The following is a 25,855-nucleotide window of genomic DNA, read 5'->3' as shown; positions in this document are numbered from 1 at the left end:
TGCTAATACCATCTATTGGAAAGACCGCCGGCAGCGGCGGTCGAAAGGGAGCTGACGATTGAGGGGTATTTACTTTTTTATTTGGCTGGCTTTGTTTTTAATCGGTATGTGGACAGAAAGCTCCACACGTCTTATCTATGACCAGCATGTCGCATTTACGCTCACAAGACATGTGTCCTGGGAGTATTTCTGGTCGACTGACTATGTGGAGGCACTGCGCCACAGCGGCGGACTGCTGCTTTCAAAGGTGGCGCACGTCGTCAGTTCATTTCTGCTCGGACTGCTGTTTTTTCGCTGGGTCGGACTGAAGCTTGATGCACTCGTTACGCTGCTGCTGGGTGTAGCGGTCGTGGAAGTGCTGCAGGAGTTTTTTACGCGCGAAGCGTATGCGCTTGATATTATGCTGAATGCTACCGGCGTCCTGACTGCGGCCCTGCTTGTCGCGTTGTGGCAGCTGGAGACCGGGCGTGCAATTGAAGAGACAGGCTAAAGGAGGTGTGAATGGCGATGGAATGGTGCCGGTATATCCGCGAGGACAAGACCGCTTGTACGAATGCAGCCGGAGCTGCAACAGATCATCCCGGTTTTGGCTACTGCGCCGATCACGAATGGACGGAAGCTGCAGAAGCAGACCGACAAACGTATAAAGAGCTGCTGGAGCTTGGCGATATGCCAGGACTGGACACCTTTTTGCAGCGTAAGGACGTGCATCCGGATCTATCTGTCGGCGGTTTCCCGACGCTGCTCGTCTATGCCGTACATGCGGAAAACGCCGAAGCCGTGTATCTGCTGTTAAAGCATGGGGCGGATCGGCGCATCTTCCGCAGCCGGCTTCGCAGCGAAGATATCGTTTCAATGGTAGAGCAGGGGCGCAGTGATGAGCTGCTTGCAGCTGCGGAAACAGGAGGAAAAGAGAACAGCGAATTTTTTCGCGCCTCAGCCTCTCACCGGGAAGACCAGCGTGTACGCAATCAAGTGCTGCGCTATGCACTTCCTGCATCGGTGCTGCTCATTGCCTCGTATCTGTTTGGCGTCGTAGAAGAAACCGGCGTGTTTTTCCTGCTCGCAGGCTTTACCTGGACGATCGTAAGGCTCGGAAAAGGAATGGTGCAAAAGCGGAGATTCGACTACCGGCTGCCGGTGTGGACAACGATGGCAGGCATGCTGCTGACGTCGGCCGGCACTGGCTTTACCGGCGGCTGGGACGTTCTTTTTACAGCTGCACTCGTCTTCTTTTTAGGCTACCTGTTTTTGTGGCTCGTGAGCGTCCGCCGCCGATCGCCGGAAAAGCGCCAGCGCGGCTGGATTGTCCTTGTGTCCATCTTTCTAATGATCGTCTCCGCAGGCGGGATTTGAGCGAACGTTGTCAACGAAGTCTTACATCATGGCTTTCTTATGTCGCATAAATATTTTAAAACAAGCTTTTTAATAGTTGCTTATCCGTGGGAGGTACACAATAAAATAATTGAAATATCTTTTTATCATGTGTTTTAAAAAAGCTGCTCGAATCGAAAGCCAAAGTTATACAGCAAATCTAAAGGGATGAAATTAGGAGGAAGTCAGTCGTTGTTTGAGTTCGGATAAGAATCAGCAGTGTAACTTCATGAAAATAGGAACTAGAACCATATGTGCTAAAAAATTGAAGAGGGTGAAGAAGATGAGAGCGTTCGCTATCATTATTGCAGGGTTACTATTCTTATTCACTGGTGCTTGCGGAAACAATGCAGAAGCAGACGTTCAAAGCGAGGTGGACTTTGTTTATGAATACCTGGATATGATGGATGAGTCGCGGTTCGTCTTGGAAGATTTCATGAATGTGCTGTTTATCGATTTGCTAGAGACTTCTTCAGAAGCACATGAGGCGGCTGAAGATGTTTTAAAGCGTAGCGAAAGCCTCTTAGCAAATTGGGAGGCAACTACCCCACCATCGCGCTTTGAAGAGTCTTATAGTTTGCATGAGGAAGCTGTTAAAGGCCAGCATGAAATCATAGCTGACATTACGGAATACTTGAGAGAATCTAAAACATTCGATAATGAACAAATTTTTTTCCGCGTTCAGAACCGTGTTGCTATTCCGTATGATGAAGCTATGGAGTTGTATGATGAAGAAATTTATCAGTTCTTATCCGATAATGAAGGCGAACTAAGGGACATGTTGGAGGAGTTGTCTTAAAACTAAATCTTACCTCTGTCCATCTTTCTAATGATCGTCTCCGCAGGCGGGATTTGAGCGAACTGGAGGATTTGAGGGAACGACTTTCGGCTGGTGCCGAAAGCTTCTTTTGCCACTGTGTTTAAGGCACCTTACGTTTCTTTCTGCGATCCTGCACCAAAAACCCCGCTGCGCGCAGCGGGGCAGGTTTCACCTGACTATTTCATGATTTTGCAGACGTCGTTCGTAAAGGAAACCGGGTCCTCGACTGGCAGGCCTTCAATAAGTCGGGCCTGGTTGTAAAGCAGGTTCGTGTACAGCTCAAAGGTTGCTTTGTCATCCTGCTCGTATGCCTGCTTCAGCGAAGCGAAAACGTCATGCTGGTGGTTAATCTCCAGTACTTTATCCGCTTCGACGCCTTGGTTCTCCGGCATCTGCGCAAGGATTTTCTCCATTTCAATGGTTACTTCCCCTTCCGCAGTCAGGCAGACCGGATGCGACTTCAGGCGATTGGAGAGACGCACGTCTTTCACGGCGCTGCCAAGCTGCTCCTTCATGGCTGCAAACAGCTCTTTATGCTCGCTCGCTGTCTCTTCGGCTTCTTTCTTTTCTTCATCAGATTCGAGGCCGAGATCGCCGCTTGAAACGGACTTGAATTCCTTGCCGGCGAACTCACGCATCATTTTAATGGCAAACTCATCCACTTCTTCGGTGAAGTAAAGCAGTTCAAAGCCTTTGTCTTTCACAAGCTCGGCCTGCGGCAGCTTCTCCAGGCGGGAGACAGAATCTCCGGAAGCGTAGTAGATGTATTTCTGCTCCTCCGGCATACGTTCCACGTACTCATTCAGGCTGACAAGCTTGTTTTCGTTGGATGATGTAAAGAGAAGCAGATCCTGCAGATCTTCTTTATCCTGACCAAAGTTGTTGTAGACGCCGAATTTCAGCTGGCGTCCAAACGATTCGAAAAACGTTTCGTACGCTTCACGGTCATTTTTCAGCATGCTCTGCAGTTCTTTTTTGATTTTCGTTTTAATGTTTTTAGCAATCAGCTTCAGCTGGCGGTCGTGCTGGAGCATTTCCCGGGAAATATTCAGGGAAAGATCCTCGGAATCAACCATTCCTTTCACGAAGCTGAAATAGTCCGGAAGCAGATCCGGGCTTTTTTCCATGATCAGGACACCGCTGGAATAGAGCTCCAGTCCTTTCTCAAATTCCTTGGAGTAGTAGTCAAACGGCGTCGTTTCCGGAATATACAGAATGGAGCTGTAGCGGATAGTGCCGTCGACATGAATGTGCACGTGACGAAGCGGCTTATCGAAGCCGTAGTGCTTTTCGTGATAAAAGTTCTCGTAATCTTCGTCGCTTAATTCGGCCTTATCCTTGCGCCAGATCGGCACCATGCTGTTAATGGTCTGCTCTTCCTGCTTCTCAACCGTCTCCTCGCTCTCCTCGTCCTTCGGCTCATGAACCGTCACGTTCATGACAATCGGATAGCGGATAAAGTCAGAGTACTTTTTCACAATCTGCTTCAGTCGGTATTCCTCGAGAAACTCATCGTATGAGTCGTCTTCAGTGTTTTCTTTCAGCTTAATGGTAATAGTAGTACCCGTTGATTCTTTCGATCCAGGTTCAATCGTATAGCCGTCCGTGCCGTTGGATTCCCAGCGGAAGGCTTCCGTCTGGCCGGCTGCTTTCGTATCAACGGTTACGTGGTCTGCGACCATAAAGGCGGAGTAAAAGCCGACGCCAAACTGGCCGATAATGTCCCGGCCGTCTTCGGTTTCCGTCTGCTTTTTAAACGCAAGCGAGCCGCTTTCCGCAATCGTTCCGAGGTTTCGTTCCAATTCCTCTTCGTTCATGCCGATGCCGGTATCTTCAATGGTCAGCGTACGCGCGTCTCTATCGGCGCTCACCCGAATAAAGAAGTCATCTTGATTGAAAGCAATCGCGTCGTCTGTCAGCGCGCGGTAGTACATTTTATCAATGGCGTCGCTGGCGTTTGAAATCAGCTCACGCAGGAAAATTTCCCGCTGAGAATAGATGGAGTTGACCATCATCTCCAGCAGCCGTTTCGATTCGGCTTTAAATTCTTTCTTTGTCATGGTGGATCCGCTCCTTCGCTGCAATTTTAGCACTCTAACACAGAGAGTGCTAATCCACCTTCTATTTTACTGATTCCAGCCAGTGTGTCAATTAGCGAAACGTTGGAAAATAATATTCCTATATGAATATTATTGGCGCTTAAGGCTGAAAAGGGGATGTATGCGCCGGGTAATCGGCTTTTTTGAGTGATTATGCAGTCTGCATGAAATTTTACTCTGTTTTATACTGATGACAAGCGAATATGAGGGCTACGCAGCCACCATATCCACTGTCTTACCCCTCGGGTGCTGGAGAAGCCCAGCTCCGCACTCACTCTCTTGCCTTAAGCCTGCCCAGCTTAAGGTATTTTTTTGTGCATAAATCCAGTATGCTGAAAAGAAAAAGCAGCGAGAAGGGGTGGGGGCATGCAGGAGATCGGAATTGATATTGGAGGAACGTCTATCCGCGCAGCATGTGTAGACGAGAAGGGGCACGTTACCGCGTTTGAGCAAATCAAAACGCCGTTCGATCCGGAGGAGGCTGTCCGCTGGATTGCCGGCACAATCACGACTTGGGAAAGCAGCAGCCTCGGTGTCGCTGCTCCGGGACCGCTTCAGGCGAAAGAGGGCATGTTTCTCGATCCGCCCAATCTGCCCGGCTGGCACGGCTTTCCGTTTAAAGCATCGCTCGAGTCCATCAGCGGACGAACCGTATTAATGGAAAACGATGCAAACGCAGCAGCAGCGGCAGAGTGGCTTCACGGTGCCGGAAGGGGTGCAGGCAGCATGGCCTACGTCACGATCAGCACCGGAGTCGGAGCAGGTCTGATCATTGATGGCAGATTGGTCGGCGGCTTCCGGGGCAACGGCGGTGAGGTAGGCAATATGATTATCGCCGATAACGGGCCTCGTCAGCCTGGTATGAATAATGGATCATGGGAGTCGCTTGCCTCAGGCACCGCTCTCGGCAAACAGGCAAAAGCAGCCGGAATTCGCGGCGGGGCACCGGAACTGTTTTCACTTGCTTCCGGCGGAGATCAAACGGCGGAGGCGCTGGTCGCCGAGTGGGTGGATTACACTGCGCGCGGTCTGGCTAACTTATTTCATACGGTGGACCCGGATTGTATTGTGATTGGAGGAGGGGTATCTGGATCTGCTCCTTACTTTATGACCCAGCTCAAGGAGGCCGTAGCAGCTAAAGTGTACAAAAGTGCCGCCGATTCCGTTGATCTGCGCACCGCTGCCCTCGGACGCACGACGGGTGTCATCGGCGCAGCTGTTCTGCACCGGCTCATCCGCGTGTAATTGAACGGAAATTGGCAGTCAAAAAGCATCGGGAGCTCCCGATGCTTTTTTGTCGAACAGGAAAGAGGAAAGCGGTCATAACCGGCTTCATTAACAGCGGAGCATAGCAAATGCTTGAAGCACCAGCTCGGTTCGCTTTTTTCCGTCCGGCTAGCGTGTTTCGGTCGGAAGCGATTCCTGCTCAAGAATCTGCCTCAGCTTTGTACCAAGTCCGACGCGCCCGCCGAGTTCTTTCAAATAAGGACTGACGTACATGTGGCTCTCATGTCCGTGCACGATCCGCGGATCTTCCGCATGCACCCATTCAAAAGCCGGTTCATTGTTTTCGTTCAGCAGGACTCCGGAATAGTATGTGTCATCAGGTGTGCTGCGTTCAATATCGAGAATCACGAGCGTGCCTTCGTAGAAGTCGCCCCGGAAAGATCGGAGTCTTGCCAAATCGTTCATTCCTTTCTGTGTCTAAGGTGTTTCTATTGTACCATGAGATTCATGAAATATGAACCTTTTTTCATCCGACTTTGTCCTTTATTATAGTAAAAAAATAACATTCCTACGCCAGGAACTGTCGGGCGGCTTCGCTGGCAGCCTGTTCAATCAGCGCCCTGCTGTCACCGGGCTCATCAGAGGAGATGGTGATGTCAGCGCACGGAACGTCTGCCTGCTGCGCCAATTTTTGAATGTACGGTACGACATGGCTCGTATGCTCCGGCATGCCGTCCTGGCTTTCGCCGGTGATGACGAGAGAGGCGTGCTGCAGCTTGTCCGCCAGCTGATGGACTGCTGCAGTATAAACGACTGCTTCATGCAGTTCGGCACCGAGACAGCCGAGCGCAAAGCCGATGCCGCCGCCAGCTCCGCTTCCGGGCCGGTCCGCTGCATCAGGAACTGGAAAAAGAGGCACTGTGCTGCGGACAGCCTGATGCAGAAACTCCATCACGCTGTCGGACTCTCCGGCCTGTCTGCCGGTGCGGTAGACGGCTCCTTCTATTCCAGTAAGCGGATAGAAGGAGGTGCAGAGCACGCGTATTGGCGGCAAATTTCGTGTCGGAAACTGGACGGAGGCTGCTCCGGAAATATCCTTTGTCCGCAGATGTCGCATCAGGTCTCCGTTTTCTCCGCGAATTTTAGCGCCGAGCGCTTCCAGCATGCCTAGACCCATATCAACGGAAGAAGTGCCCCCGAGTGCGATGGTGATCGATGCAGCACCGGCAGCATGTGCAATCATTTGACCAAGGCCGGTGCTGGATGTGTCCAAAAGCTGACGTTCATTCGGCTCCAGCAGCTGCAGGCCGAGAATTTCTTCGCTGTCGATGTAGGCGTGGCCGTCTTCATCAACAAAATAACGCGCCGTTCGATCCCGAAAATGCGGATCGGATGCCGTCATGTGCACTTCCTTATACGACTTCCCGTACAGCAGTGCCTGAGACGTTCCGGCGTGGCCGTCTGCCATCGGACAGATCACAGCTTCAGCGTCCGCTGCATTTCGCAGTCCTTTCGCTGCTGCAAGTGCTGCATCGGTTGAGGTCATACCTGCGCCGAACTGATCTGGTGCAATAATCACGTTCATCCTGTCGCCCCCTCTGTCTTCCTGCTTCTTATTATAGCTTATTCCGCCTTCCAGCGGGGCAGCCCTGTTCATGTCAGCAAAAGTTTTGTAAACTCATGGAAGAAGACATTATGCAACAGGAAAGGATGAACCGGTCTATGGCAATGCAGCAGGCAGAAGATGTCCGAACGTTGATCGAGGAGCTCGTCTCTATTCCGAGCCCGTCCGGCAGTACGGCAGAGGTGATCAGCAAAGTAGAGGCGTATTTCCAGGAGCTTGGCATTCACACGGAACGACTGCGCAAAGGCGGCTTGACAGCAGAGCTTCCCGGCAGAGAAAACAGCGAGCAGCGTATGATGACAGCCCACGTGGATACGCTCGGAGCGATGGTAAAGGAAGTGAAAAGCGACGGCAGGCTGAAGCTCGATTTAATCGGCGGCTTTCTTTATAACGCGATCGAAGGAGAGTACTGCGAGATTGAAACGAGCAGCGGCGAACGCTATACTGGAACCATTTTGATGAAGCAGACATCCGTGCATGTGTATGATAACGCCGGCAAGGCGGAGCGCAGCATCGAGAACATGGAAGTGCGCATCGATGAAAAAACGATGTCCAAGGAAGAAACAGAAGCGCTCGGCATCGGTCCGGGGGACTTCATTTCGTTTGATCCGCGTGTGCAGGTGCTGCCAAACGGGTACCTTAAGTCGCGCCATTTGGATGATAAGGCGAGCGTTGCGATGTTGATGCGTCTTGCAAAAGAAATCATCGAAGAAAAGACAGCGCTCCCGTATACAGTACAGCTGCTTATTTCCAATAACGAAGAAATCGGTTTTGGGGGAAATGCCGGCATTCGCCCGGAAACGGTGGAATACCTTGCGGTCGATATGGGAGCGATGGGAGACGGCCAGGCGACCGATGAGCATACGGTGTCGATCTGTGCGAAAGATTCCGGCGGCCCGTATCACTTCGGGCTTAGAAAGCATCTGGTCGAGCTTGCAAAAGCGAACAGCATCGGCTATCAGGTAGATATGTATCCGCACTACGGCTCAGACGCCACGGCGGCCGTCCGTTCCGGTCATGACGTCATTCATGGACTGGTTGGACCGGGAATCGATGCATCCCACGCCTATGAGCGCACGCACATTGAAAGTCTTGAAGCGACCTACCGGCTGCTGCGGGCGTATGTCCAGTCGCCGATGACGGCATATTGATAACGTTAAAAACACGGCCGCAGATGCAGCCGTGTTTTTCAGGCTGTTGAAAACGTCAATCAGCTTAAATGATGATTTGATTGGTTGTCTTTCCCCTCTGCTTACCTAGCCTGCCGTGGGCTGGCCTTCAGCTATTTCCCAGGGTGACCCCTGTATGAAGGGGAGGATGGCGCGGCTTCACTCGGACACAGGCTTCTCACGAGAAGCCTTCAAAAACCGGTTTGGCTCCGCTCGTGCGTTGATGACGTTCGCAGGTCTGAACGGCACGGCATCTTCAGGCTGCTTGTTGCACCTCCGATGGACACGACGGGGAAACGGATTTGTTTGTTGGAGAACGACATGCCGATCGGCAGAAGCTGCGATTCTTTTGCTCTCCTAATGAACACGTTGACGTACTGGAAGCCCTATTCGACCTCAAAACGTTGCCTATATAAAGGTTCTATCCATATGGAATAAGCTCGGGTTCCTCCTCACCAGGCGATTCAACCAGACTGCCAGCTGCCATATCGGAGGACTTCGACTCCGAGAGGATCAGAACAAGGCGAAGATCCGGCTGACGAAAGGAAGAAGTGATTAGCTGAGCCTGTTCCCTCCGGAAAGCGAGTGCCCGCAGATGCAGGTAAATGCAAGGTTATTCACCTGAAACGACTTTGTCGACACTTTGAAAAACACGGCCGCAGATGCAGCCGTGTTTTAATTGATTACGATTGATTTCAGCGGAAAGCTTGCAGCCACAGCGTCTGCAGCTGTCGTCTTTTTTCAGTCAGCGTTAAAAGGGGTATTCCCGTTTTCCGTCTTGAATCGAAAGCCATTTTTCCGTCGTGAATTTATCAAGGGCCCATTCTCCGCCGAAGCGGCCGATCCCGGAAGCTTTTTCCCCGCCGAAGGTAGCGTGCGCTTCGTCGTTAACCGTCTGATCATTCACGTGGATCATACCGGTTTCGGTCTGCTTGGCAAATTCAGTCGCCCGGTGAATGTCGGTCGAATGAACTGCGCCGCTCAGGCCATAAGGCGTACTATTTGCGAGCTTGACGGCCTCTTCTTCAGTGCTGAAGCGGATTAACGGCGCTACGGGACCAAATATCTCGTTTTTTGCGATTGGCATGTCTTCTGTCACATCTGTTAGGATAATCGGGTGCAGCAGTGTTCCCTTGGCATCACCGCCGAGAATCTGCGTCGCGCCCTGATCGATCGATTCCTGGACGTCCTTCATAATGCGTTCAACCTGGTCTTCTTTAATCAGAGGACCGACGATTGTGTCGCGGTCAGCCGGGTCGCCTGCCTGAAGGTCGGCCGTCCTTTTCTTAAAGGCTTCAGCGAACGTATCGTAAATCGAATCGTGAATCAGGAAGCGGTTGACGCTCATACATATTTGACCCTGGTGCAGAAACTTACCGAATACGGCCGCTTCCACGGCACGATCGATATCGGCATCCTCCAGCACGATAAAGGCGTTATTTCCGCCGAGCTCGAGCGCTGTCTCTTTGATATGCTTTCCAGCTAAGGAAGCAATGTGGGATCCGACTTCTGTCGACCCGGTAAAGGAGATGACTTTCGGGACCGGATGCTCGACAAATGCATCGCCGATTTCAGAGCCTCTGCCAGCTGTGACGTTCAGCACGCCGGCCGGAGCTCCTGCTTCGTGAAAAATGTCGGCAATGAGGCTGCCTGCCGTGACGATCGTGTCTGTTGCAGGCTTTAATACAACCGTATTGCCGGCTGCAATGGCAGGTGCGACAGAGCGCATCGACAGGTGGAATGGAAAATTCCACGGACCGATTACGCCAATGACGCCTTTTGGAGACTTATAGACGCGGTTTTCTTTCCCAGGGAAGTCCGACGACATGATCTGACCTTTCATTCTGTATGGAAACGACGCAGATTCCTGCACGATGCGAAGTGCTGCGCCAAATTCAATTTGGGCTTTAACGCCGGAGCTGCCCGCTTCCTTAATTAACAGTCCGACAATCTCATCTTTTCGTTCCTGCATCACCTCTGCTACGCGATGGAGCAGCTGCTGCTTCTCAGACGGAAGTGTGTCTCTCCAGGAGGGAAACGCTTGTTCTGCTGCGCGGTATGCGCGGTCTAGGTCTTCTTCAGAGGAGGACTTCATCGTAAACAACGTTTCCTGATTGAACGGATTGACGTTTTCCAACGATTTATCGCTGGTACCGTCTACCCATTCTCCGTTAATAAACTGCTTGGCATATTTTTGCATAAGCGAAAGCTCCTTTCTAAAAGTAAGTCACAGATAATGACTTTCCCGCTTTCTTTACGGGTGAAACTAATTGAACGCGTGTGCTACGAAAGAAGGAAATCGTCCCTAGTCTTTTGACGTGTTCCGGCTTATAATAGGAGCATAGAGATAAAATGTCAGACAATTAAAAAAGGAGGGCGTTTCTGTAGGAACACCATCTTAAAAGGGGGTATGTAACATGGTAGAAGGTTCATTACCAATTATTATTACGTTTGTTGTTTATCTCGTCGGTATGATTGCATTAGGACTCATTGCTTACAAAATGACGGATAACCTATCTGACTATGTACTTGGCGGCCGTCGTCTCGGCGCCGGTGTAGCGGCACTCTCTGCTGGTGCGTCTGATATGAGCAGCTGGCTTCTGCTCGGGCTGCCTGGTGCTCTTTATGCGGCCGGCCTGGTGGAAGCATGGATTGCCATTGGTCTTGCGATCGGGGCAGTTGTGAACTGGATGCTGGTAGCGGGCAGGCTGCGGGCATACACGGAAATTGCAAACGATTCAATTACGCTGCCGGACTTTTTTGAAAACCGGTTTAAGGATAATTCCCGTTCCCTGCGAATTGTTTCCGCGCTGTTGATTTTGATTTTCTTTACGTTTTATACATCGTCCGGCCTCGTCGGCGGTGCTGTTCTGTTTGAAAGCACGTTTGGTCTCGATCAGACGACGGCGCTATGGGTCGGTGCGATCATTATCATCGCCTATACGTTCCTCGGCGGCTTCCTGGCCGTCAGCTGGACCGACTTTGTGCAGGGGATTTTAATGTTCCTCGCCCTGATTGTGATTCCGATTGTCGCCATCATGGACTTTGGCGGGATCGGTCCGACGTTTGATCAGATCCGTTCGATTGATCCAAATAACCTGAGTCTCTTTGGCGGCGTCGGCATCATCGGGATCATTTCCCTGCTTGGCTGGGGTCTCGGTTATTTCGGCCAGCCACATATTATCGTCCGTTTCATGGCGATCCGTTCGATGAAAGAGCTTCCGAAGGCACAGGGAATCGGGATCACATGGGTCATTCTCTCCATGACAGGTGCTGTGTTCATTGGTCTTGTCGGGATTGCGTACTTTGCCGATGCGCCGCTTGATAATCCGGAGACGGTCTTCCTGGAGTTCACGCAGGTTCTGTTTCATCCGGTTGTTGCAGGGATACTGCTGGCAGCTGTTCTCGCTGCAATCATGAGCACGATCGATTCCCAGCTGCTCGTTTCCTCTTCTGCACTGACAGAGGACTTTTATAAAGGCTTTATTCGTCCAAACGCTTCTCAGAAGGAGCTTGTCACCGTTGGACGAATCGGCGTACTTGCTGTAGCGGTCGTAGCCTTGATTCTTGCACAGAATCCGGACGCGACAGTACTCGAGCTTGTAAGCTACGCCTGGGCCGGACTCGGTGCCGCCTTTGGACCGCTCGTTCTGTTCAGTCTCTTCTGGAAGGATATGACGCGGAACGGGGCACTGGCCGGAATGATTTCCGGCGGGGTTACCGTGATCGTCTGGGCACTGCTTGAAGGCGGAATCTTCGACCTGTATGAGCTCGTATCCGGGTTTGTCATTTCGTCGCTCTTCATCATTATCTTCAGTAAGGTTGGCGCAAAGCCGACCAAGGAAATGCACGACGAATTCGAGCGTGCGCGTTCCATGGATAAAGGAGCTTAATAGAAGGCAATATGAAGAACCGGCTGCGGCCGGTTCTTTACTGTTTATGCTGTTCAACATCGAACGGCATTGAATCTTCAACCTGCCATGACATGCTTCTGACGGGATTTAGCGCTGCAAGCAGATACAAAGGAGGATGAACTAGCTGTGACGCCGGATTTCTACCTATATGTATGCCTTGCATAAAATAGTGAGAAAAAATTGATTATTTTTTATGGTTTCTGTTACTATAAAATCTAACGAGTGTCCTATGGCCTGGGTGGGACAGTTTGCGTCACCCAGGACACAAACTGTCCCATTCCGACTGCCGCATGCTGGCGGTACTGTCATCGGACACTCGATGATGCTGTATTAGGAGGGAATCATCTATGTCGGAAACACAAGATCAGAACCTGCAGCTTCGCAATGACGTGAAAAAGCTGGGAAGTATTCTTGGTGACGTGCTGAAAAAGCACGGCGGGGAGGAGCTGTTTCAGAAGGTTGAGGACATCCGTGAATTAACAAAGGGTCTCCGTGAAAACTATGATCCGAATAAATACGAACTTCTGAAAAAAGAAATTTCTGAGCTGGAATCGCCTATGCGCCAGCAGGTGATCCGCGCCTTTTCGATTTATTTCCACCTCGTCAACATTGCCGAGCAGAACCACCGGATCCGCCGGTCGCAGTTTTACCGGCTGGAGCGTGACAGCGATGTGCAGAAGCATTCCATTCAGGAAGCGATTCTGGCCCTGAAAAACGATGAACACGCAGACGAAACGATTCAAAAAATTATCGATGATCTCTCCATCGAGCTGATCATGACGGCACATCCAACAGAAGCAACGAAACGGACCGTGCTGGAGATCCAAAAGCGGATCTCTACAATTCTGCAGAAGCTTGATCACCCGGCGCTTCCGTATAAAAAGCGCCGCAACCTGGAAGAAAGCCTGATCAATGAAGTGACGGTTCTTTGGCAGACAGATGAGCTGCGTCACCGCAAGCCGACTGTCCTGGATGAAGTGAAAAACGGCCTTTACTATTTTGATCAGACGCTGTTCGACGTGCTGCCTGCCGTTCACCAGGAGCTGGAGGATCAGCTGAGCGATTACTTCCCGGGCAAGTCGTGGAAAGTGCCAAACTTCCTCAACTTCGGTTCATGGATCGGCGGCGACCGCGACGGGAACCCGTTCGTCACACCCGAAGTGACGTGGGAAACGCTGAAGCTGCAGCGTGATCTGGCCGTTAGAAAATATGACGAAGGGCTGACCGAGCTCATGAAGCGGTTCAGTCAGTCGACATCGCGTGTGTCGATTCCGGAAGAATTCATTAAGCACGTGACCGACCAGGAAAAGAAGTATTTGACGACAAAAGATAAATGGCAGATCGAAGGCGAAGTATACCGCCGCATGTTTGCGGTCATGCTGAAGCGTCTTCGTCAGGTCGGCACGAAGTCTAAGTATGCATACGATCATGCTGAGGAACTGCTGCGCGACCTCATGCTGATTGAAGAAAATGCTCGCACGCATCAGCTGGAAAACGTGAAGCTGAAAAAGCTGCGCAAGCTGATTCGCCAGGTTGAGCTGTTCGGCTTCCATCTGGCAACGCTGGACGTGCGGAACCATAGCGGCGAGCATGAAACAGCTGTATCGGAAATGCTGCGGGTTGTCGGTCTTGCAGACGACTATGCTTCGATGGAAGAGGACGACAAGCTGGAGCTGCTTGAAAATGTCCTGAAGGATCCACGTCCGCTTATGCTCTTAAATGAGGACTATTCAGAAGAAACGCAGAACATTTTTGAAGTGTTCAAAATGATTCAGCGTGCCCATGAAGAATTTGGACGCCGCTCCATCGAAGTGTACCTCATCAGCATGACGCAGTCGTCCAGCGATCTGCTGGAAGTACTCGTTCTTGCAAAAGAGGCCGGTATTTACCGCGTACATGTAGATGGTACAGTTGAAAGCAACATTAACGTCGCACCGCTTCTCGAAACAGTCGATGATTTGATCGCCGGTCCAAAAATCATGCAGCGCCTGTTTGATATGGATCTGTATCGAAGCCACATTCAACAGCGCGGAGATCATCAGGAAATCATGCTCGGCTATTCCGACGGAAGCAAGGACGGCGGAACGCTTACTGCCAACTGGAAGCTGTATAAAGCTCAGCAGGAAATTCATAACATGGCCCGCGATTACAGCATCGGCCTGAAGTTTTTCCACGGCCGCGGGGGCTCTCTCGGCCGCGGCGGCGGACCGCTGAACCGCAGTATTATTTCCCAGCCTGCTGAAACGCTCGGAGACGGGGTCAAAATCACAGAGCAGGGCGAGGTGCTGTCATCTCGCTACATGCTCGGTGATATTGCGTTCCGTAACCTCGAGCAGGCTGCTTCTGCGCTGATTCAGTCTACGTCGAAGGTGCATCATTCGAAGGAAAAGGTAACCGGACTTAAGCCGGAATATGAACAGGCGATAGAAGAAATTTCGGACGCCTCCTTGAAAAAATACCAGTCGCTCGTATTCGGCGACCCGGACTTCCTGACGTACTTTAAGCAGACGACACCGCTGAACGAGCTCCGTGAGCTGAACATCGGTTCACGTCCAATGAGCCGTAAAAACAGCGAACGGTTTGAAGACCTGCGTGCGATTCCATGGGTATTTGCATGGACGCAGTGCCGTCAGATGATTCCGGCATGGTACGCCTCCGGCACCGGTCTCGCTGGCTTTGCTGATGCAAGCAGTGAAAACCTGGAGCTGCTGCAGGAAATGTACGAAAACTGGCCGTTCTTCCGTTCCACGGTCAACAACCTGCAGATGGCGCTGATGAAAGCCGACCTGATGACAGCGAAAGAATACGTTGACCTCGTGGAAGATAAGGACATCGGTCAGCGGATTTTCGGAGATATTTCCGATGAGTACAACCGTACGAAGGATGTGCTGCTCCGCATCTCCAAGTCGGAAGAACTGCTCGACTTCTCGCCGAATATTCAAGGGTCCGTCCATCTGAGAAATCCGTATGTCGATCCGATGAACTTCCTGCAAGTTGATCTGATTCAAAAGCTTCGTGCAACCGACGAAGAAGAGCATACCGAAGAGATTTTGACAGAAGTGCTGCTTACCATCAGTGGTGTGGCTGCAGGGCTTCTGAATACAGGCTGATACAAGTCAAGTTCGAAACCGTCTCCGACAGGAGGCGGTTTTCAGAGTGTCGATAAAGTCGTATTAGGTGAATAACGTTGCATCTGCCTGTATCTGCGGACACTCGCTTTCCGGAGGGAACGGGCTCAGCTAACCGCTTCCTCCTGCTGTCGGAAGCGCTGGATCTTCGCCTCGTTCTGCTCCTTCCGGAGTCGAGGCCCTCCGATGTCGGCAGCTGGAAGTACGGTTTAACTCCGTGGCTATGGTTGACACGAGCTTTTAAAATGCAGATGGAACGTATCGTTACGTGACGTTTCAATATTGAATAGGGAGCCTATTACGTCATGGAATTCACCAGAAAAGCAAAAAAAGCAGTCGCTTCTGCCTCTCGTGACGTTGTGCTCCAAGAAGCACATCCGGTTCCGTGACGTGTCCAGCATGGGCGCAACAAGCAGCCTGAAGATGCCGTGCCTGTCAGCTCTGCGAACGGCATCAACGCACGAGCAAAGCTGGATTAGGTCTTGAAGGCTTTTTTTAAGAAGCTTGTGTCCGAGTGAAGCCTCATCGCCGTTCGAACTGAAACGGCATGAAAAGCGCGAGCGGAGCTGGACCGGCTCTTGAAGGCTTCTTGTGAGAAGCCTGAGTCCGAGTGTAGCCGTGCCATCCTCCCGCGCCATACTTCCTGCAGAAAGGGATCTCCTAAGAAAAAGCTGAAGGAAAGTCAACGGCAGGCTAAGTAAGCAGAGGGGAAATGCAACCAAATGAATAAACATATAAGCAGGTTAACTTTATCAACAGCTTGGAAACCGTCTCCGACAGGAGGCGGTTTTTTCGCAGAGATTGGATGCTGCTTTCTTAAAACAATGTTGCTGCGTTCGGGAACTTTTTCCTGATTAGGGCGTAACTAGGGAGGGTATGCAAGAAAAGCGGTCGGTTAAGCGGGAATTTGTGAGATTATCTGGACGTTCCGCTTTTTGTTGCTGTAAACTAATAAGAAATAACTCGAATGATGTCGATTTAAGAAGGGGGTTTTCGTGTGCGTTCCATTTTTCGTCAAAGCATGATCGTACTGGCAGCAGGAGCGGCGGCAGCGATCATCATTGTGCTCTCGATGCAGGTGCTGTCGAGCAGGGTCATGACAGAAGAGTCGAACCAAAGCGAGGCCTCCGGTCCAACCGTATCAATATTAGCGTCAGACGCTGTACGGGACCAAAGCTGGGGAAGCTTTGCCTTTACGAGCCAGGTGCTGATACGCGATGAGTTTGGCATCCGTGCGGAGCTCTATCCGGATCTGACGACGGAAACACTGCGTGAGTACCGGACGGCAAAGGAAGCAGAGGATGGGGCTGACCTGATTATCGGGCACGGCCGCGAATTCGCCTCGACCTTTCAGACGTATGCCGAACAGTACCCGGACGTCGAATTTGTGTCGCTGCACGGAGAATCGAAGCACGACAATCATACCGTTTATACGTTTGATGTGGCCCCGACTGAGGTGCTCGCCATGACGGCGGCAGCCTTAAAATCAGAAAGCGGCAGCGTCGGCGTGCTCAGCAAATCCGGTGACTGGCGCAGCCGGAAGCAGGTAGAGGAACGGCTTCAGGAGCTTGGAACGGAGCTTCATTATGAGGTAGTGCAGGACCGGAATAATACGGAACAGGCGCTGGAAGCACTGGAGCGGCTTCGCGAAGCTGGAGCCGACGTCATTTACAGCCGCGGCAATACGTTTAATCGATACGTGATTCAGCAGGCAGCTGAAGACGACTTTTATGTGATCGGATTTATTGATGATCAGAGCTATCTCGGCCGCGAGCACGTTTTGACGAGCATCGTGAACAATGTCCCGCTCGTCTATGAAAAAATCATGACCGATTACCTCTCTGAAGCAGGACTGCCGGGTGGAATTGTCGAATTATCAGCAGAGGATCACGTCTTTTATCTGGCGCCGTTTGGGCCGATGTTTACAGAGGAAGACATGGCTGAACTGAAAAAACATGATACACGCGTACTCCGTCATCTGTACAACGGAACCCGCTGAAGAAAGGAGGACCTGCATGGACGGAAAGAAGCGAACGTGGAGCCTGCGCGCCAAGATTATGGCCGTGCTGCTTTTGCTGACCGGCCTGTTGGTCAGCCTTTCTTTTTTCTTTATCCAGTCGCTCGGGGAAATTCAGGACGTGAGCGAATCGATTACGGAAGAGCAGGTGCCCGAGCTCGTGTGGCTGTCCCACTGGGAGTCGCAGATACTGATGAAGGAACAATACATACAGATGGGCATTCAGACAGATTTCTGCTGCGGCTTTGTCGAAGGGTATGAGTCGTTTCGGGATGAGGGAGAGGTCTCGATGCGTGAGGCATACGGCCCTCCGCCGGCCCAGCTGGAGCCGGCAAACGTACAGCTGCAGCGGCTTGATTTTCTCGTGCAGAATCAGGTAAGCGGCCTGCTCGATATCGGCAACGAAGAAGAGGCGGCTCTTTTTATGGAAACGACCTATATGGACCAGCTGGAAGCATTCCGCGTCAGGCTCGCTGAAGAACGGACACAGGTAACCGATGACCTGGCAACACAGCAGGGCCGGTTTACGTCGATCATCGAAGAATCGCTCGACCTGCTCGTCCTCACTGCAGCCGCTGTGTTTGTCCTGGCTCTGGTGGCGGCGTACCGCATCAGTTCCGGCCTGACGAGACCGGTCAACCGGCTCCAGCGCGAGTTGCACTACATTGCTGAAGGAAACTACGGAGAGCAGATTGGCGGCGTCAACCAGCCGGAGTTGATTCCGCTTGCGAACTCGGTCAATAAACTTTCCGAGCAGCTGAAGCGCTCATTTGACTTGCTCATTCTCGATAAAATGTACCGCGAGCAAATACTGGACTCCCTGCCGGTCGGGGTCGTGACGTCTGACGAAAAGCGTGGCGAAATTCGTCTGAATAAAGCAGCCCGCGATGTTTTAGGTGCAGGGTTTAATAAAGAGGAGCTGCCGCAGCTCGCAGCGGAACGCAGCGGGATGCAGAGCTTTTGGAAGCTGCTTTCAGCAAAAGGAATTTTTCAAAATGAAAAAGTGTCTGTTTATAAAGAGGACGAAGAACAGATTTTCCTTTGCTCGCAGGCGGAGCTCGTTAACGAACACCAGGTGACGATCGGGAAATTGTTTTATTTTATCGACATCACCGATACAGAAGCGCTCGAGCAGCAGGTTCAGCACACTGAAAAGCTTGCGCTTGTCGGATCGCTCGCAGCTGGAGCGGCCCATGAGATCCGCAATCCGCTTGCGGTGATTGACGGCTTCTTGAAGCTGATGCAGCAGTCGCTCCCGGAAGAAGAGCGGGAGCGTTTCCGCCTGGAGCTGCTGCTGAAGGAAATTACTCGAATCAATGGCATTATTGAAGATATGCTGCTGTTGGCGAAGCCGCGCGATCCGTCGTATGAGAATTTAATTCTTGAGGATGTAGTCGAAGAAATTATGCCGCTCGTTGAGAAAACGGGTGGAACGAAAGACATTGAGTTTACGCTCGATATGGAGCGTGTGCCGGTTCAGGCTGATCCCGATCAAATTAAGCAGATTTTCCATAACCTGATCCGCAACAGTGCAGAGGCGATGGAGGGACAAGGGAAAATATCGATTTTCGGGCAGCGCCGGAAAAACCTGTACTGCATTGAATTTGTGGACGATGGACCGGGGATTCCCGATAAGACCCAGGTGCAGTTGTTCTCCCCGTTTACGACGACGAAGAAAAACGGGACAGGTCTTGGACTGCCAATCGCAGAACGGATGATGGACAATCATCAGGGATCGATTTATCTGATGGAATCCAAACCGGGAAAAACGTTGTTTTGTCTGGAATTTCCGCTGGAGGAGGGACCTTATGAAGCCGACGATTCACGCTTACGGTGACACAGCTTTACGCGTTTCGTTTCATCCGGATACGGCGGCAGAAGACGTCCGCAAGCTGGCGCTGCTGCTGCATCAGCACTGGCCGCAAGGGGTACGAGAGTGGGTGCCCGCGTTTCATGCGGTAACAATATTTTATGATCCGCTGACGTGCAGCCTGCAGGAACTGACAGCGGACGTGGAGCAGCTGTTGCACCGGCAGTCGGAGACGCTGGAGCAGGATCCGGTTTGCTGGGAGCTTCCTGTCTGTTACGGAGGGGCGTGTGGACCTGACTTAACCGATGCAGCGGCAAGGCTCGGGATAACAGAAGAAGAGCTGATTCACAAACATATAAAGCCGGTCTATGCCGTGCGTATGCTCGGCTTCTTGCCCGGATTTCCTTATCTGGAGGGGATGGATGCAACGATCGCTCTGCCGCGGCACGCAGAGCCGAGACGAAGCGTGCCGGCCGGGTCGGTTGGGATTGCAGGCAGCCAAACCGGTATTTATCCGCTTGCGTCACCTGGAGGCTGGCAGCTGATCGGGCGAACGCCGGTCAGGCTGTATGATAAGCTGCGGGAGCCGTCCGTGCTGCTGGAAGCAGGGGACATGGTGACGTTTAAGCCGGTAAGTGAAGCGGAGTTTTCAACGATTAAGGAAGAGATTGAGGCAGGGACCTACAACTACAGGAAAGGGGCGCGGCGTCCGTGAATATCGATATGAACGGCGACGGAGGAGAAAGCTTCGGCGCCTATGAGCTGGGAAACGATCAGGAGCTGATGGACTCGATTACATCGATTAATATAGCCTGCGGCTTTCATGCCGGGGATCCCAACGTCATGAAACGGACGGTTGAGCAAGCGATCGCTTCCCAGACAGCGATTGGCGCACATCCGGGGTTTCAGGATCTCGCTGGATTTGGACGGAGAATGATGGCGGTGAGCCCCGAAGACATTTATGCATACATCCTGTATCAAACGGGAGCTCTTCAGGCGTTCTGCCGCGCCAACGGAACCGCGATCAGCCACTTAAAGCCGCACGGTGCCTTGTACCATCACGCAGCCGCAGACGAAGCAGCGGCAGAGGCAGTTGCACGTGCAGCGAACGCCATGTCCATCCAGACGATGTTTGCACCTCCCGAAAGTCAACTGGAACAGGCTGCGGATGCATACGGACTAACGGTTGTTCGCGAAGCATTTGCAGATCGCCGCTACGAACCGGATGGCACGCTCATGCCGAGAACGAAGCAGGGAGCAGTATTGGAAAGCGCAGAAGAAGCGGCAGCTCAGGCAGTCAGCATCGCGTTAAACGGAGAGGTGACGGCTTCAGACGGCAGCATCATTCGTCTGGAGGCAGGTACGATCTGCGTGCACGGAGACAGCAGGCATGCCGTTGAAAGCGCCGCTGCTATCAGACAACGGCTTGAGAAAGCAGGCGTTATCGTCGCTGCACCGGAGGCTGTTTTATGAAAACGATCACGATCACGAAACAGGGGCTGTTAACAACGATCCAGGATGAAGGCCGCTTCGGGCAGCTTCGGCACGGTATTCCAACCGGCGGGGCGGTCGACCGCTGGGCTCTCCGCTGGGCCAACCTGCTGGTAGCAAACGATGCAGGGGCAGCAGGGCTGGAAGTCACGATGATGGGACCGGAGCTCACTGCAAATGATGACATTGTCATCGCGGTTACCGGAGCTGATCTGTCACCGGAGCTGGATGGGAGCGCTCTGCCAATGTGGACCTCCGTCCAGATGAAAAAAGGATCGCGGCTTGCGTTTCGGCAGCCAAAACAGGGAGCAAGAGCGTACGTCGCCTTACACGGCGGTATTTCTGTTCCGCTCGAGTCTGGCAGCCGGTCTACGTTTGTGCGTGCCGGTCTCGGCGGGTTGAACGGCCGTGAGCTGCGGGCTGGAGATGTCCTTCACATCGGTGCAGAAGCGCGCAGACCCGGGCGGAGAAGGCTGCCTGTCGAGCTGCAGCCGGATTACAGCAGGCGGGAACTGCGCATCATTGAAGGACCCGATCAGCAGCTGATCGGAGAAGCCGCCCTGCATACGTTTTACGATACGTCCTTTCACGTCAGCAGCGAGCTTGACCGGATGGGAATCAGACTGACCGGCCCCTCTCTGCCAATAGCAGGAGGGAACACCGGCGTGTCTGATGCGACGGTGCCGGGTATGATTCAGCTTCCATCAGGGGGAAGTCCGGTTCTGCTGCTTGCTGACAGGCAGACGTCCGGAGGCTATCCGCGTATCGGCGCCGTCATCCAGGAGGATTTGTCTACTGCGGCACAGCTGATTCCGGATGATGAGATTCGCTTTCAGGCGGTGTCCCTCGAGGAGGCTCATGCCCTGTACAAAAAGCGAGAGTCCGTCTGGCGGCTGATGCACCGGCTTCATGCTATGTGACTTTCCTATAAAGTTTCGTGTAATCCCATGTAAACAACCCTTTCTGAGTCAAAAGACGCAGGAAGGGTATTTTTATGAATCCCCGTTTCGTCAAGATCGGCCGACATAGAGGGAATAGAGAAGGGTGAATTCATCCATATTTATCCTGAAAAACAGGCTTATGTTGGTTAAATGTGAAGCGGAAATGAATATTGTTACAGATGTAAGCGGATTCAAAAAAGCCGGTGTTACGCAGAAACGATTCAAATCGAAGCGGGACAACGATGTGCGAAAGCATGTTCGCAATAGATGCAAGGGACATTAGGCACCGTCAAATAGGTCTGTCATCTGAAGTCCTGCATGGCGGTTATCAGGTCGCCGTGCTACGCTCAACTCATATCTTAGAAGGAGGACATACATATGCATACCATGCAGCACACAGCGAAAAAACTGCTCGTCATCGTACTGGCAGCAGCGCTGATGATTTCCGGCTACCTTCCGGCCGCGTCAGCACAGGGCCCGGATCGGAACGTTCAATCCGTTGAAGTCCTGAATGAAACAAGCTTTTCTGTTCAGTTTGACAAAACCTATCCAGCAGGCATCCCTGCAGAAAGGATGCTCGACATCACGGTTGAGCTTGACAGCGGAGAAATCCTGGAGCCGGAAGTGACGGACCAGGAAGTCACGCACCAAAACCGCTCTGAGCTGACCGTGTTTCATGAAAATGACAGCCTGGAAGGTCTTGCTGGCGAGCTCGTCGTAAACGGTGTAACGGCTCCGTTTACCTACGCGCCGGAGGACGATGATGAAGACGAAGGCATGTCCATTGCAGAGGTGCGCAGCCAGGAAGTGGGCGGAGAAGACGTCTGGACCGTTTCTGGTGAGGTCACTGCCGCTTTTGAAGAAGGCGGGCAGACCAACATGTACATCGAAGACGAAACAGCAGCCATTCTCGTTCGCGGCTCTGAACTCGGCAGCCGCTATGACCGCGGCGACATCGTGTCGTTTACAGGTACACTGGACGAGTTTCGCGACATGAAGCAGCTGCTTGTGACAGACTCCGAGCTGGTTGAAGCAGATGTGAATGCCGTTGAACCTGTGCTGGTAGATGCTTCCTTTTTTGAACAGGATGCCGACGATGTGCAGGCAAAGCTGATTCAAATCGAGGATGTATCCGTACTTGATAACACCGGTTTTAACGATTTTGACGCGCTTGACAGCGACGGAAACGCCTTCCGCCTGCTCGGGGCGTGGGGTGATCTGCTGGAACAGACGGATTATGATCTGATCACTGGCGTCGTTAATTACCATTTCTTTGAAGATAAGCTAATGCCGCGTGATAATGCGGATATTGTAGAAGATGCCGGAATGGTACAGGCGGTAACTGCTTCTCCAGATTCCGGGGAAGTTGCTTCCGGCACGGAAGTAACGCTCCGCACGGCGACAAACGGCGCAGCTATTTATTATACGTTGGATGGAACAGATCCAACGACAGACAGCATGCTTTATGAAGGGCCGATTGTTGTAGAAGAGGATATGGAGATCCGCGCTGCGGCATTCCGTGAAGACCTGGAACCGAGCGCGGTGCAGAGCTTTACGTACACGCTTCGTGCAGAAGCTGGCGAGGTGGAAATCTACGATATTCAGGGAGCGTCTCACATTTCACCGTATGTGGATCAGTCTGTGCGTGGTGTAGAAGGGATTGTTACGCATACGCAAAACAACGGTTTTTACTTCCAGAGCGCGGAGTCTGATGGCGACGTAAACACATCGGAAGGCGTATTTGTTTTCCGTTCCAATCACGGTACTGCTGTCGGCGATCTCGTCGCAGTTGACGGAACCGTTGTAGAATGGGAAGAAAACGGCTTTGACGGCAATGATGACTTAACGACGACACAGATTACAGGGTCCGCAATCAACGTAATTTCAAGCGGTAACGACGTGCCCGATCCGATCGTGATCGGCGTCGACCGCGAGATTCCGGATGTGCTTACAGCGGATCCGGAAAGCTATGACATTTACGATCCAGCTACTTTTGATGCAGAAGCGAATGCCCTCGATTTTTATGAAAGCCTTGAAGGCATGCTCGTCGAAATTCCTGGACAGGTCACGGTTACCGGTCCGCAGAAATACGATGAGCTGACGGTTATTTCCGAAGAGTGGGGCATTGAAAACCGCACGGATTCCGGCGGCGTCTACATCGAAGAAACAGCGTTTGACGCAGAGCTGAACACGGAAATTATGTTTGTCAACGCACCGCGCGGCACGGTCGCGAAAACAGGTGACTACTTTGAGGAAAGCATCACCGGCGTTATCGGCTACAACTTCGGCAACTTTAAGCTGGAGCCAGTAAATGGTCTGCCGGAGCTGATGGACGGTGGGAACGAGCGCCGTGATGAAACAACGATCGCATTTGACGACGATCAACTGACTGTTGCAACGTACAACGTGGAAAACTATTACCCCGGCGTTCCGCGTGAAAAAACAGAGCGTCTTGCCAACTCCATGGCGAACGAGCTGAACGCACCGGATATTATCACGCTCGTCGAAGTGATGGATAATGATGGCGCGACAGACAGCGGCAATACAGATGCGAGTGAAAGCTACCAGAGACTGATTGATGAAATCCGCAATCAGGGCGGACCGCAGTATGCGTGGACGGACGTCGCGCCGGTTGACGGCATGGACGGCGGTATTCCGGGCGGCAACATCCGCGTCGGTCACATTTACCGCACCGACCGTGTCCAGCTGGCAGATGACAGCGTCGCCGATCCGGAGGAAGCGGTGCAAATTGCCGAAGACGGCAGCTTGAGCCACGGAACCGGCTTTATTGATCCGGATAACGATGCATTCCGCAGCTCCCGCAAGCCGGTCATTTCAGAGTTTATCTTTAAAGGAGAGCCCGTATACGTAATCGGCAACCACTGGAACTCGAAGCGGGGCGACCTTGCCCCATTCGGCATGATCCAGCCGCCGGTACAGGGGAGCCGTGAGCAGCGCCTGGAAATTGCGAACGTCATCGGGGACTTTGTCGCTGAGCTCAACGAAAAAGCGGAAGAACCGAACGTCGTTGTGCTAGGAGACTTTAACGACTTCCCATGGTCCCCGCCGGTTGAGGCACTCGTTGATCAGGGCGGATTGTACAACGCGATTTACGAGCTGCCGCGAAGCGAGCAGTATACGTATAACTACAACGGAAGCTCCCAGTCACTGGATTCGATTCTCGTATCCGACCACCTGCAGGACGGGATGGACGTTGATGCGATGGCGATTAACTCCGAGTTCATGGAAGTGCACGGCCGTGCAAGCGACCATGATCCGATCATGGTGCAGCTGACGATTCCGGACATCGACCCGGACTATGACATGGGTGACGTGACGCCGCCGGAAATCCGCTTCGTGGATGAGGCGCTGAACGAGAACCCGTATGTGGAAATCAATGCCGGCGACTCTTTTGACGTGCCGGAAGTGACAGCTGTCGACAACGTGGACGGCGACATCACCGATCAGGTAGAGGTAACGAACAACGTCGATGCTGACCGCGCCGGCAGCTACACGGTCCGCTATGAAGCAGTGGACAGCTCTGGAAACCGCGGTCTGCTTACGCTGAACGTGCGCGTGCTATCCAATGCTGCAGCACTGGAAACATTGGAGAACGCAGGCTTTGAACAGTGGGAAGGCGGTCTGCCCGTTGCCTGGTTCGGCGGAGCGAGCAACATCGCTCAGTCGCGGGTGAACGAGTCTGATGATGCTTTCTCTGGTGATAAAGCGGCACAGCTCATCAACACAAGCACGACGCATAACCGCTTCACATCCGAGCGCTACGTCATTGAAGAAGGTGCCACGTACACGGTTACCTTCCAGGTAAAAGGAACCGGTGACATCCGCAACGCGATGTTCGCTGAAGGACTGCACGGAAACAACTACAGCAACTATTCTTCCTACACTGCTTTAAACGGCAGCGACTGGCAAGAGGTCACGTGGGAGTATACGGCACCCGGCGATGCAGAAGCCGAGCTGATCTTCTCCGTACGCAGCACCGATGACGAGCACCTCGTCATTGACGACGTCCAAATCGAAAAACAGTAAGCTGATACCACGCTGCGGAGCCGACCCGCAGCGTGGTTTTCTATAAGGAAACAGCAAAACTGGAAAAAGGGCGCCTGGCTTTTCCTTCCAGACGCTGTGGGTGCTTTCGAGCTGAACGCCGAAAGCAGATGCCCTCGTTCTTCCATGCGTTATTTTCCAACGGAGGTGAAAACGTAGTATAGTAGATGTGGACA

17 protein-coding genes are annotated in these 25,855 nt (G+C 52.4%); 13 read left to right on the top strand and 4 right to left on the bottom strand.

Features of this window, described 5'->3' with window-relative positions; genetic code table 11:
* Positions 1–58 precede the first annotated feature (58 nt).
* The 3 genes from ACSZLD_RS08810 to ACSZLD_RS08800 all read left to right on the top strand — a co-directional run bounded on the left by ACSZLD_RS08810 (position 59) and on the right by ACSZLD_RS08800 (position 2,173).
* A complete protein-coding gene (locus tag ACSZLD_RS08810) occupies positions 59–490 on the top strand; it encodes a hypothetical protein (RefSeq protein ID WP_377909525.1) in 432 nt (143 codons plus the stop codon).
* A gap of 11 nt (positions 491–501) precedes the next feature.
* Complete coding sequence (locus ACSZLD_RS08805) at positions 502–1,356, top strand: hypothetical protein (RefSeq protein ID WP_444684950.1); 855 nt, start codon at positions 502–504, stop codon at positions 1,354–1,356.
* A gap of 247 nt (positions 1,357–1,603) precedes the next feature.
* Positions 1,604–2,173 (top strand): hypothetical protein, encoded by a 570-nt coding sequence (locus tag ACSZLD_RS08800; protein WP_444684949.1) that lies wholly within the window; start codon positions 1,604–1,606, stop codon positions 2,171–2,173.
* Positions 2,174–2,370: 197 nt separating this feature from the next.
* Here the strand turns inward: ACSZLD_RS08800 and htpG are convergent, their stop codons facing one another.
* Complete coding sequence (gene htpG, locus ACSZLD_RS08795) at positions 2,371–4,254, bottom strand: molecular chaperone HtpG (RefSeq protein WP_444684948.1); 1,884 nt, start codon at positions 4,252–4,254, stop codon at positions 2,371–2,373.
* Positions 4,255–4,659: 405 nt separating this feature from the next.
* Between htpG and ACSZLD_RS08790 the strand changes: the two genes are divergently transcribed.
* Entirely contained in the window at positions 4,660–5,538 is an 879-nt protein-coding gene (locus ACSZLD_RS08790; protein WP_444684947.1) for an ROK family protein, read from the top strand.
* Positions 5,539–5,688: 150 nt separating this feature from the next.
* Here ACSZLD_RS08790 and ACSZLD_RS08785 read toward each other — a convergent pair whose 3' ends face one another.
* Both ACSZLD_RS08785 and ACSZLD_RS08780 read right to left on the bottom strand, forming a co-directional pair.
* A complete protein-coding gene (locus ACSZLD_RS08785) occupies positions 5,689–5,976 on the bottom strand; it encodes a hypothetical protein (RefSeq protein ID WP_377909530.1) in 288 nt (95 codons plus the stop codon).
* Positions 5,977–6,088: 112 nt separating this feature from the next.
* Entirely contained in the window at positions 6,089–7,105 is a 1,017-nt protein-coding gene (locus tag ACSZLD_RS08780; RefSeq protein ID WP_377909531.1) for a glycerate kinase, read from the bottom strand.
* A 137-nt stretch (positions 7,106–7,242) separates the two neighbouring features.
* On the opposite strand from ACSZLD_RS08780, the gene ACSZLD_RS08775 reads away from it, so the two are divergent.
* Positions 7,243–8,295 carry a M42 family metallopeptidase gene (locus ACSZLD_RS08775; protein WP_377909532.1) on the top strand — a complete coding sequence of 351 codons (1,053 nt, stop codon included), beginning with the start codon at positions 7,243–7,245 and terminating at the stop codon, positions 8,293–8,295.
* A 769-nt stretch (positions 8,296–9,064) separates the two neighbouring features.
* Here the strand turns inward: ACSZLD_RS08775 and ACSZLD_RS08770 are convergent.
* The gene (locus ACSZLD_RS08770; RefSeq protein WP_444684946.1) at positions 9,065–10,513 is read right to left on the bottom strand and encodes an aldehyde dehydrogenase family protein; all 1,449 of its coding nucleotides are present in this window, start codon (positions 10,511–10,513) and stop codon (positions 9,065–9,067) included.
* 217 nt (positions 10,514–10,730) lie between these two features.
* Here ACSZLD_RS08770 and putP point away from each other — a divergent pair, with 217 nt between their 5' ends.
* The 8 genes from putP to ACSZLD_RS08730 all read left to right on the top strand — a co-directional run bounded on the left by putP (position 10,731) and on the right by ACSZLD_RS08730 (position 25,661).
* Positions 10,731–12,206 carry a sodium/proline symporter PutP gene (putP, locus tag ACSZLD_RS08765; protein WP_444684945.1) on the top strand — a complete coding sequence of 492 codons (1,476 nt, stop codon included), beginning with the start codon at positions 10,731–10,733 and terminating at the stop codon, positions 12,204–12,206.
* Positions 12,207–12,574: 368 nt separating this feature from the next.
* Positions 12,575–15,337, top strand: coding sequence for a phosphoenolpyruvate carboxylase (ppc, locus tag ACSZLD_RS08760; RefSeq protein ID WP_444684944.1), 2,763 nt, complete (start codon positions 12,575–12,577; stop codon positions 15,335–15,337).
* 1,015 nt (positions 15,338–16,352) lie between these two features.
* Positions 16,353–17,354, top strand: a complete 1,002-nt coding sequence (locus ACSZLD_RS08755; protein WP_444684943.1) for a BMP family ABC transporter substrate-binding protein — start codon at positions 16,353–16,355, stop codon at positions 17,352–17,354.
* Between the two features lie 16 nt (positions 17,355–17,370).
* The gene (locus tag ACSZLD_RS08750; protein WP_444684942.1) at positions 17,371–19,209 is read left to right on the top strand and encodes a sensor histidine kinase; all 1,839 of its coding nucleotides are present in this window, start codon (positions 17,371–17,373) and stop codon (positions 19,207–19,209) included.
* Positions 19,181–19,897, top strand: a complete 717-nt coding sequence (gene pxpB, locus ACSZLD_RS08745; RefSeq protein ID WP_444684941.1) for a 5-oxoprolinase subunit PxpB — start codon at positions 19,181–19,183, stop codon at positions 19,895–19,897. Before ACSZLD_RS08750 ends, pxpB begins: the two co-directional genes overlap by 29 nt.
* On the top strand, positions 19,894–20,655 hold the full coding sequence (locus ACSZLD_RS08740) for a LamB/YcsF family protein (protein ID WP_377909539.1): 762 nt from the start codon (positions 19,894–19,896) through the stop codon (positions 20,653–20,655). The genes pxpB and ACSZLD_RS08740 overlap by 4 nt, the downstream gene beginning before the upstream one ends.
* A complete protein-coding gene (locus ACSZLD_RS08735) occupies positions 20,652–21,593 on the top strand; it encodes a 5-oxoprolinase subunit C family protein (RefSeq protein WP_444684940.1) in 942 nt (313 codons plus the stop codon). The genes ACSZLD_RS08740 and ACSZLD_RS08735 overlap by 4 nt, the downstream gene beginning before the upstream one ends.
* 399 nt (positions 21,594–21,992) lie before the next feature.
* Positions 21,993–25,661, top strand: coding sequence for a DUF8508 domain-containing protein (locus tag ACSZLD_RS08730; protein WP_444684939.1), 3,669 nt, complete (start codon positions 21,993–21,995; stop codon positions 25,659–25,661).
* The last annotated feature ends 194 nt before the right edge of the window (positions 25,662–25,855 follow it).

This window comes from Alkalicoccus luteus (genome assembly GCF_052061695.1).
Taxonomy (GTDB): Bacteria; Bacillota; Bacilli; order Bacillales; family Salisediminibacteriaceae; genus Alkalicoccus; species Alkalicoccus luteus.
The sequence above is the reverse complement of the archived record's forward strand: the minus strand, read 5'-3'. Positions and strand labels throughout refer to the sequence as shown.

Bases quoted from the DNA above. Each gene is read 5' to 3' on its own strand.
- ACSZLD_RS08735 (WP_444684940.1), top strand. From the start codon at position 20,652: ATGAAAACGATCACGATCACGAAACAGGGGCTGTTAACAACGATCCAG.
- ACSZLD_RS08780 (WP_377909531.1), bottom strand. From the start codon at position 7,105: ATGAACGTGATTATTGCACCAGATCAGTTCGGCGCAGGTATGACCTCA.
- ACSZLD_RS08730 (WP_444684939.1), top strand. From the start codon at position 21,993: ATGCATACCATGCAGCACACAGCGAAAAAACTGCTCGTCATCGTACTG.
- putP (WP_444684945.1), top strand. From the start codon at position 10,731: ATGGTAGAAGGTTCATTACCAATTATTATTACGTTTGTTGTTTATCTC.
- pxpB (WP_444684941.1), top strand. From the start codon at position 19,181: ATGAAGCCGACGATTCACGCTTACGGTGACACAGCTTTACGCGTTTCG.
- ACSZLD_RS08770 (WP_444684946.1), bottom strand. From the start codon at position 10,513: ATGCAAAAATATGCCAAGCAGTTTATTAACGGAGAATGGGTAGACGGT.
- ACSZLD_RS08805 (WP_444684950.1), top strand. From the start codon at position 502: ATGGCGATGGAATGGTGCCGGTATATCCGCGAGGACAAGACCGCTTGT.
- ppc (WP_444684944.1), top strand. From the start codon at position 12,575: ATGTCGGAAACACAAGATCAGAACCTGCAGCTTCGCAATGACGTGAAA.
- ACSZLD_RS08750 (WP_444684942.1), top strand. From the start codon at position 17,371: ATGGACGGAAAGAAGCGAACGTGGAGCCTGCGCGCCAAGATTATGGCC.
- ACSZLD_RS08800 (WP_444684949.1), top strand. From the start codon at position 1,604: ATGAAAATAGGAACTAGAACCATATGTGCTAAAAAATTGAAGAGGGTG.
- htpG (WP_444684948.1), bottom strand. From the start codon at position 4,254: ATGACAAAGAAAGAATTTAAAGCCGAATCGAAACGGCTGCTGGAGATG.
- ACSZLD_RS08790 (WP_444684947.1), top strand. From the start codon at position 4,660: ATGCAGGAGATCGGAATTGATATTGGAGGAACGTCTATCCGCGCAGCA.
- ACSZLD_RS08775 (WP_377909532.1), top strand. From the start codon at position 7,243: ATGGCAATGCAGCAGGCAGAAGATGTCCGAACGTTGATCGAGGAGCTC.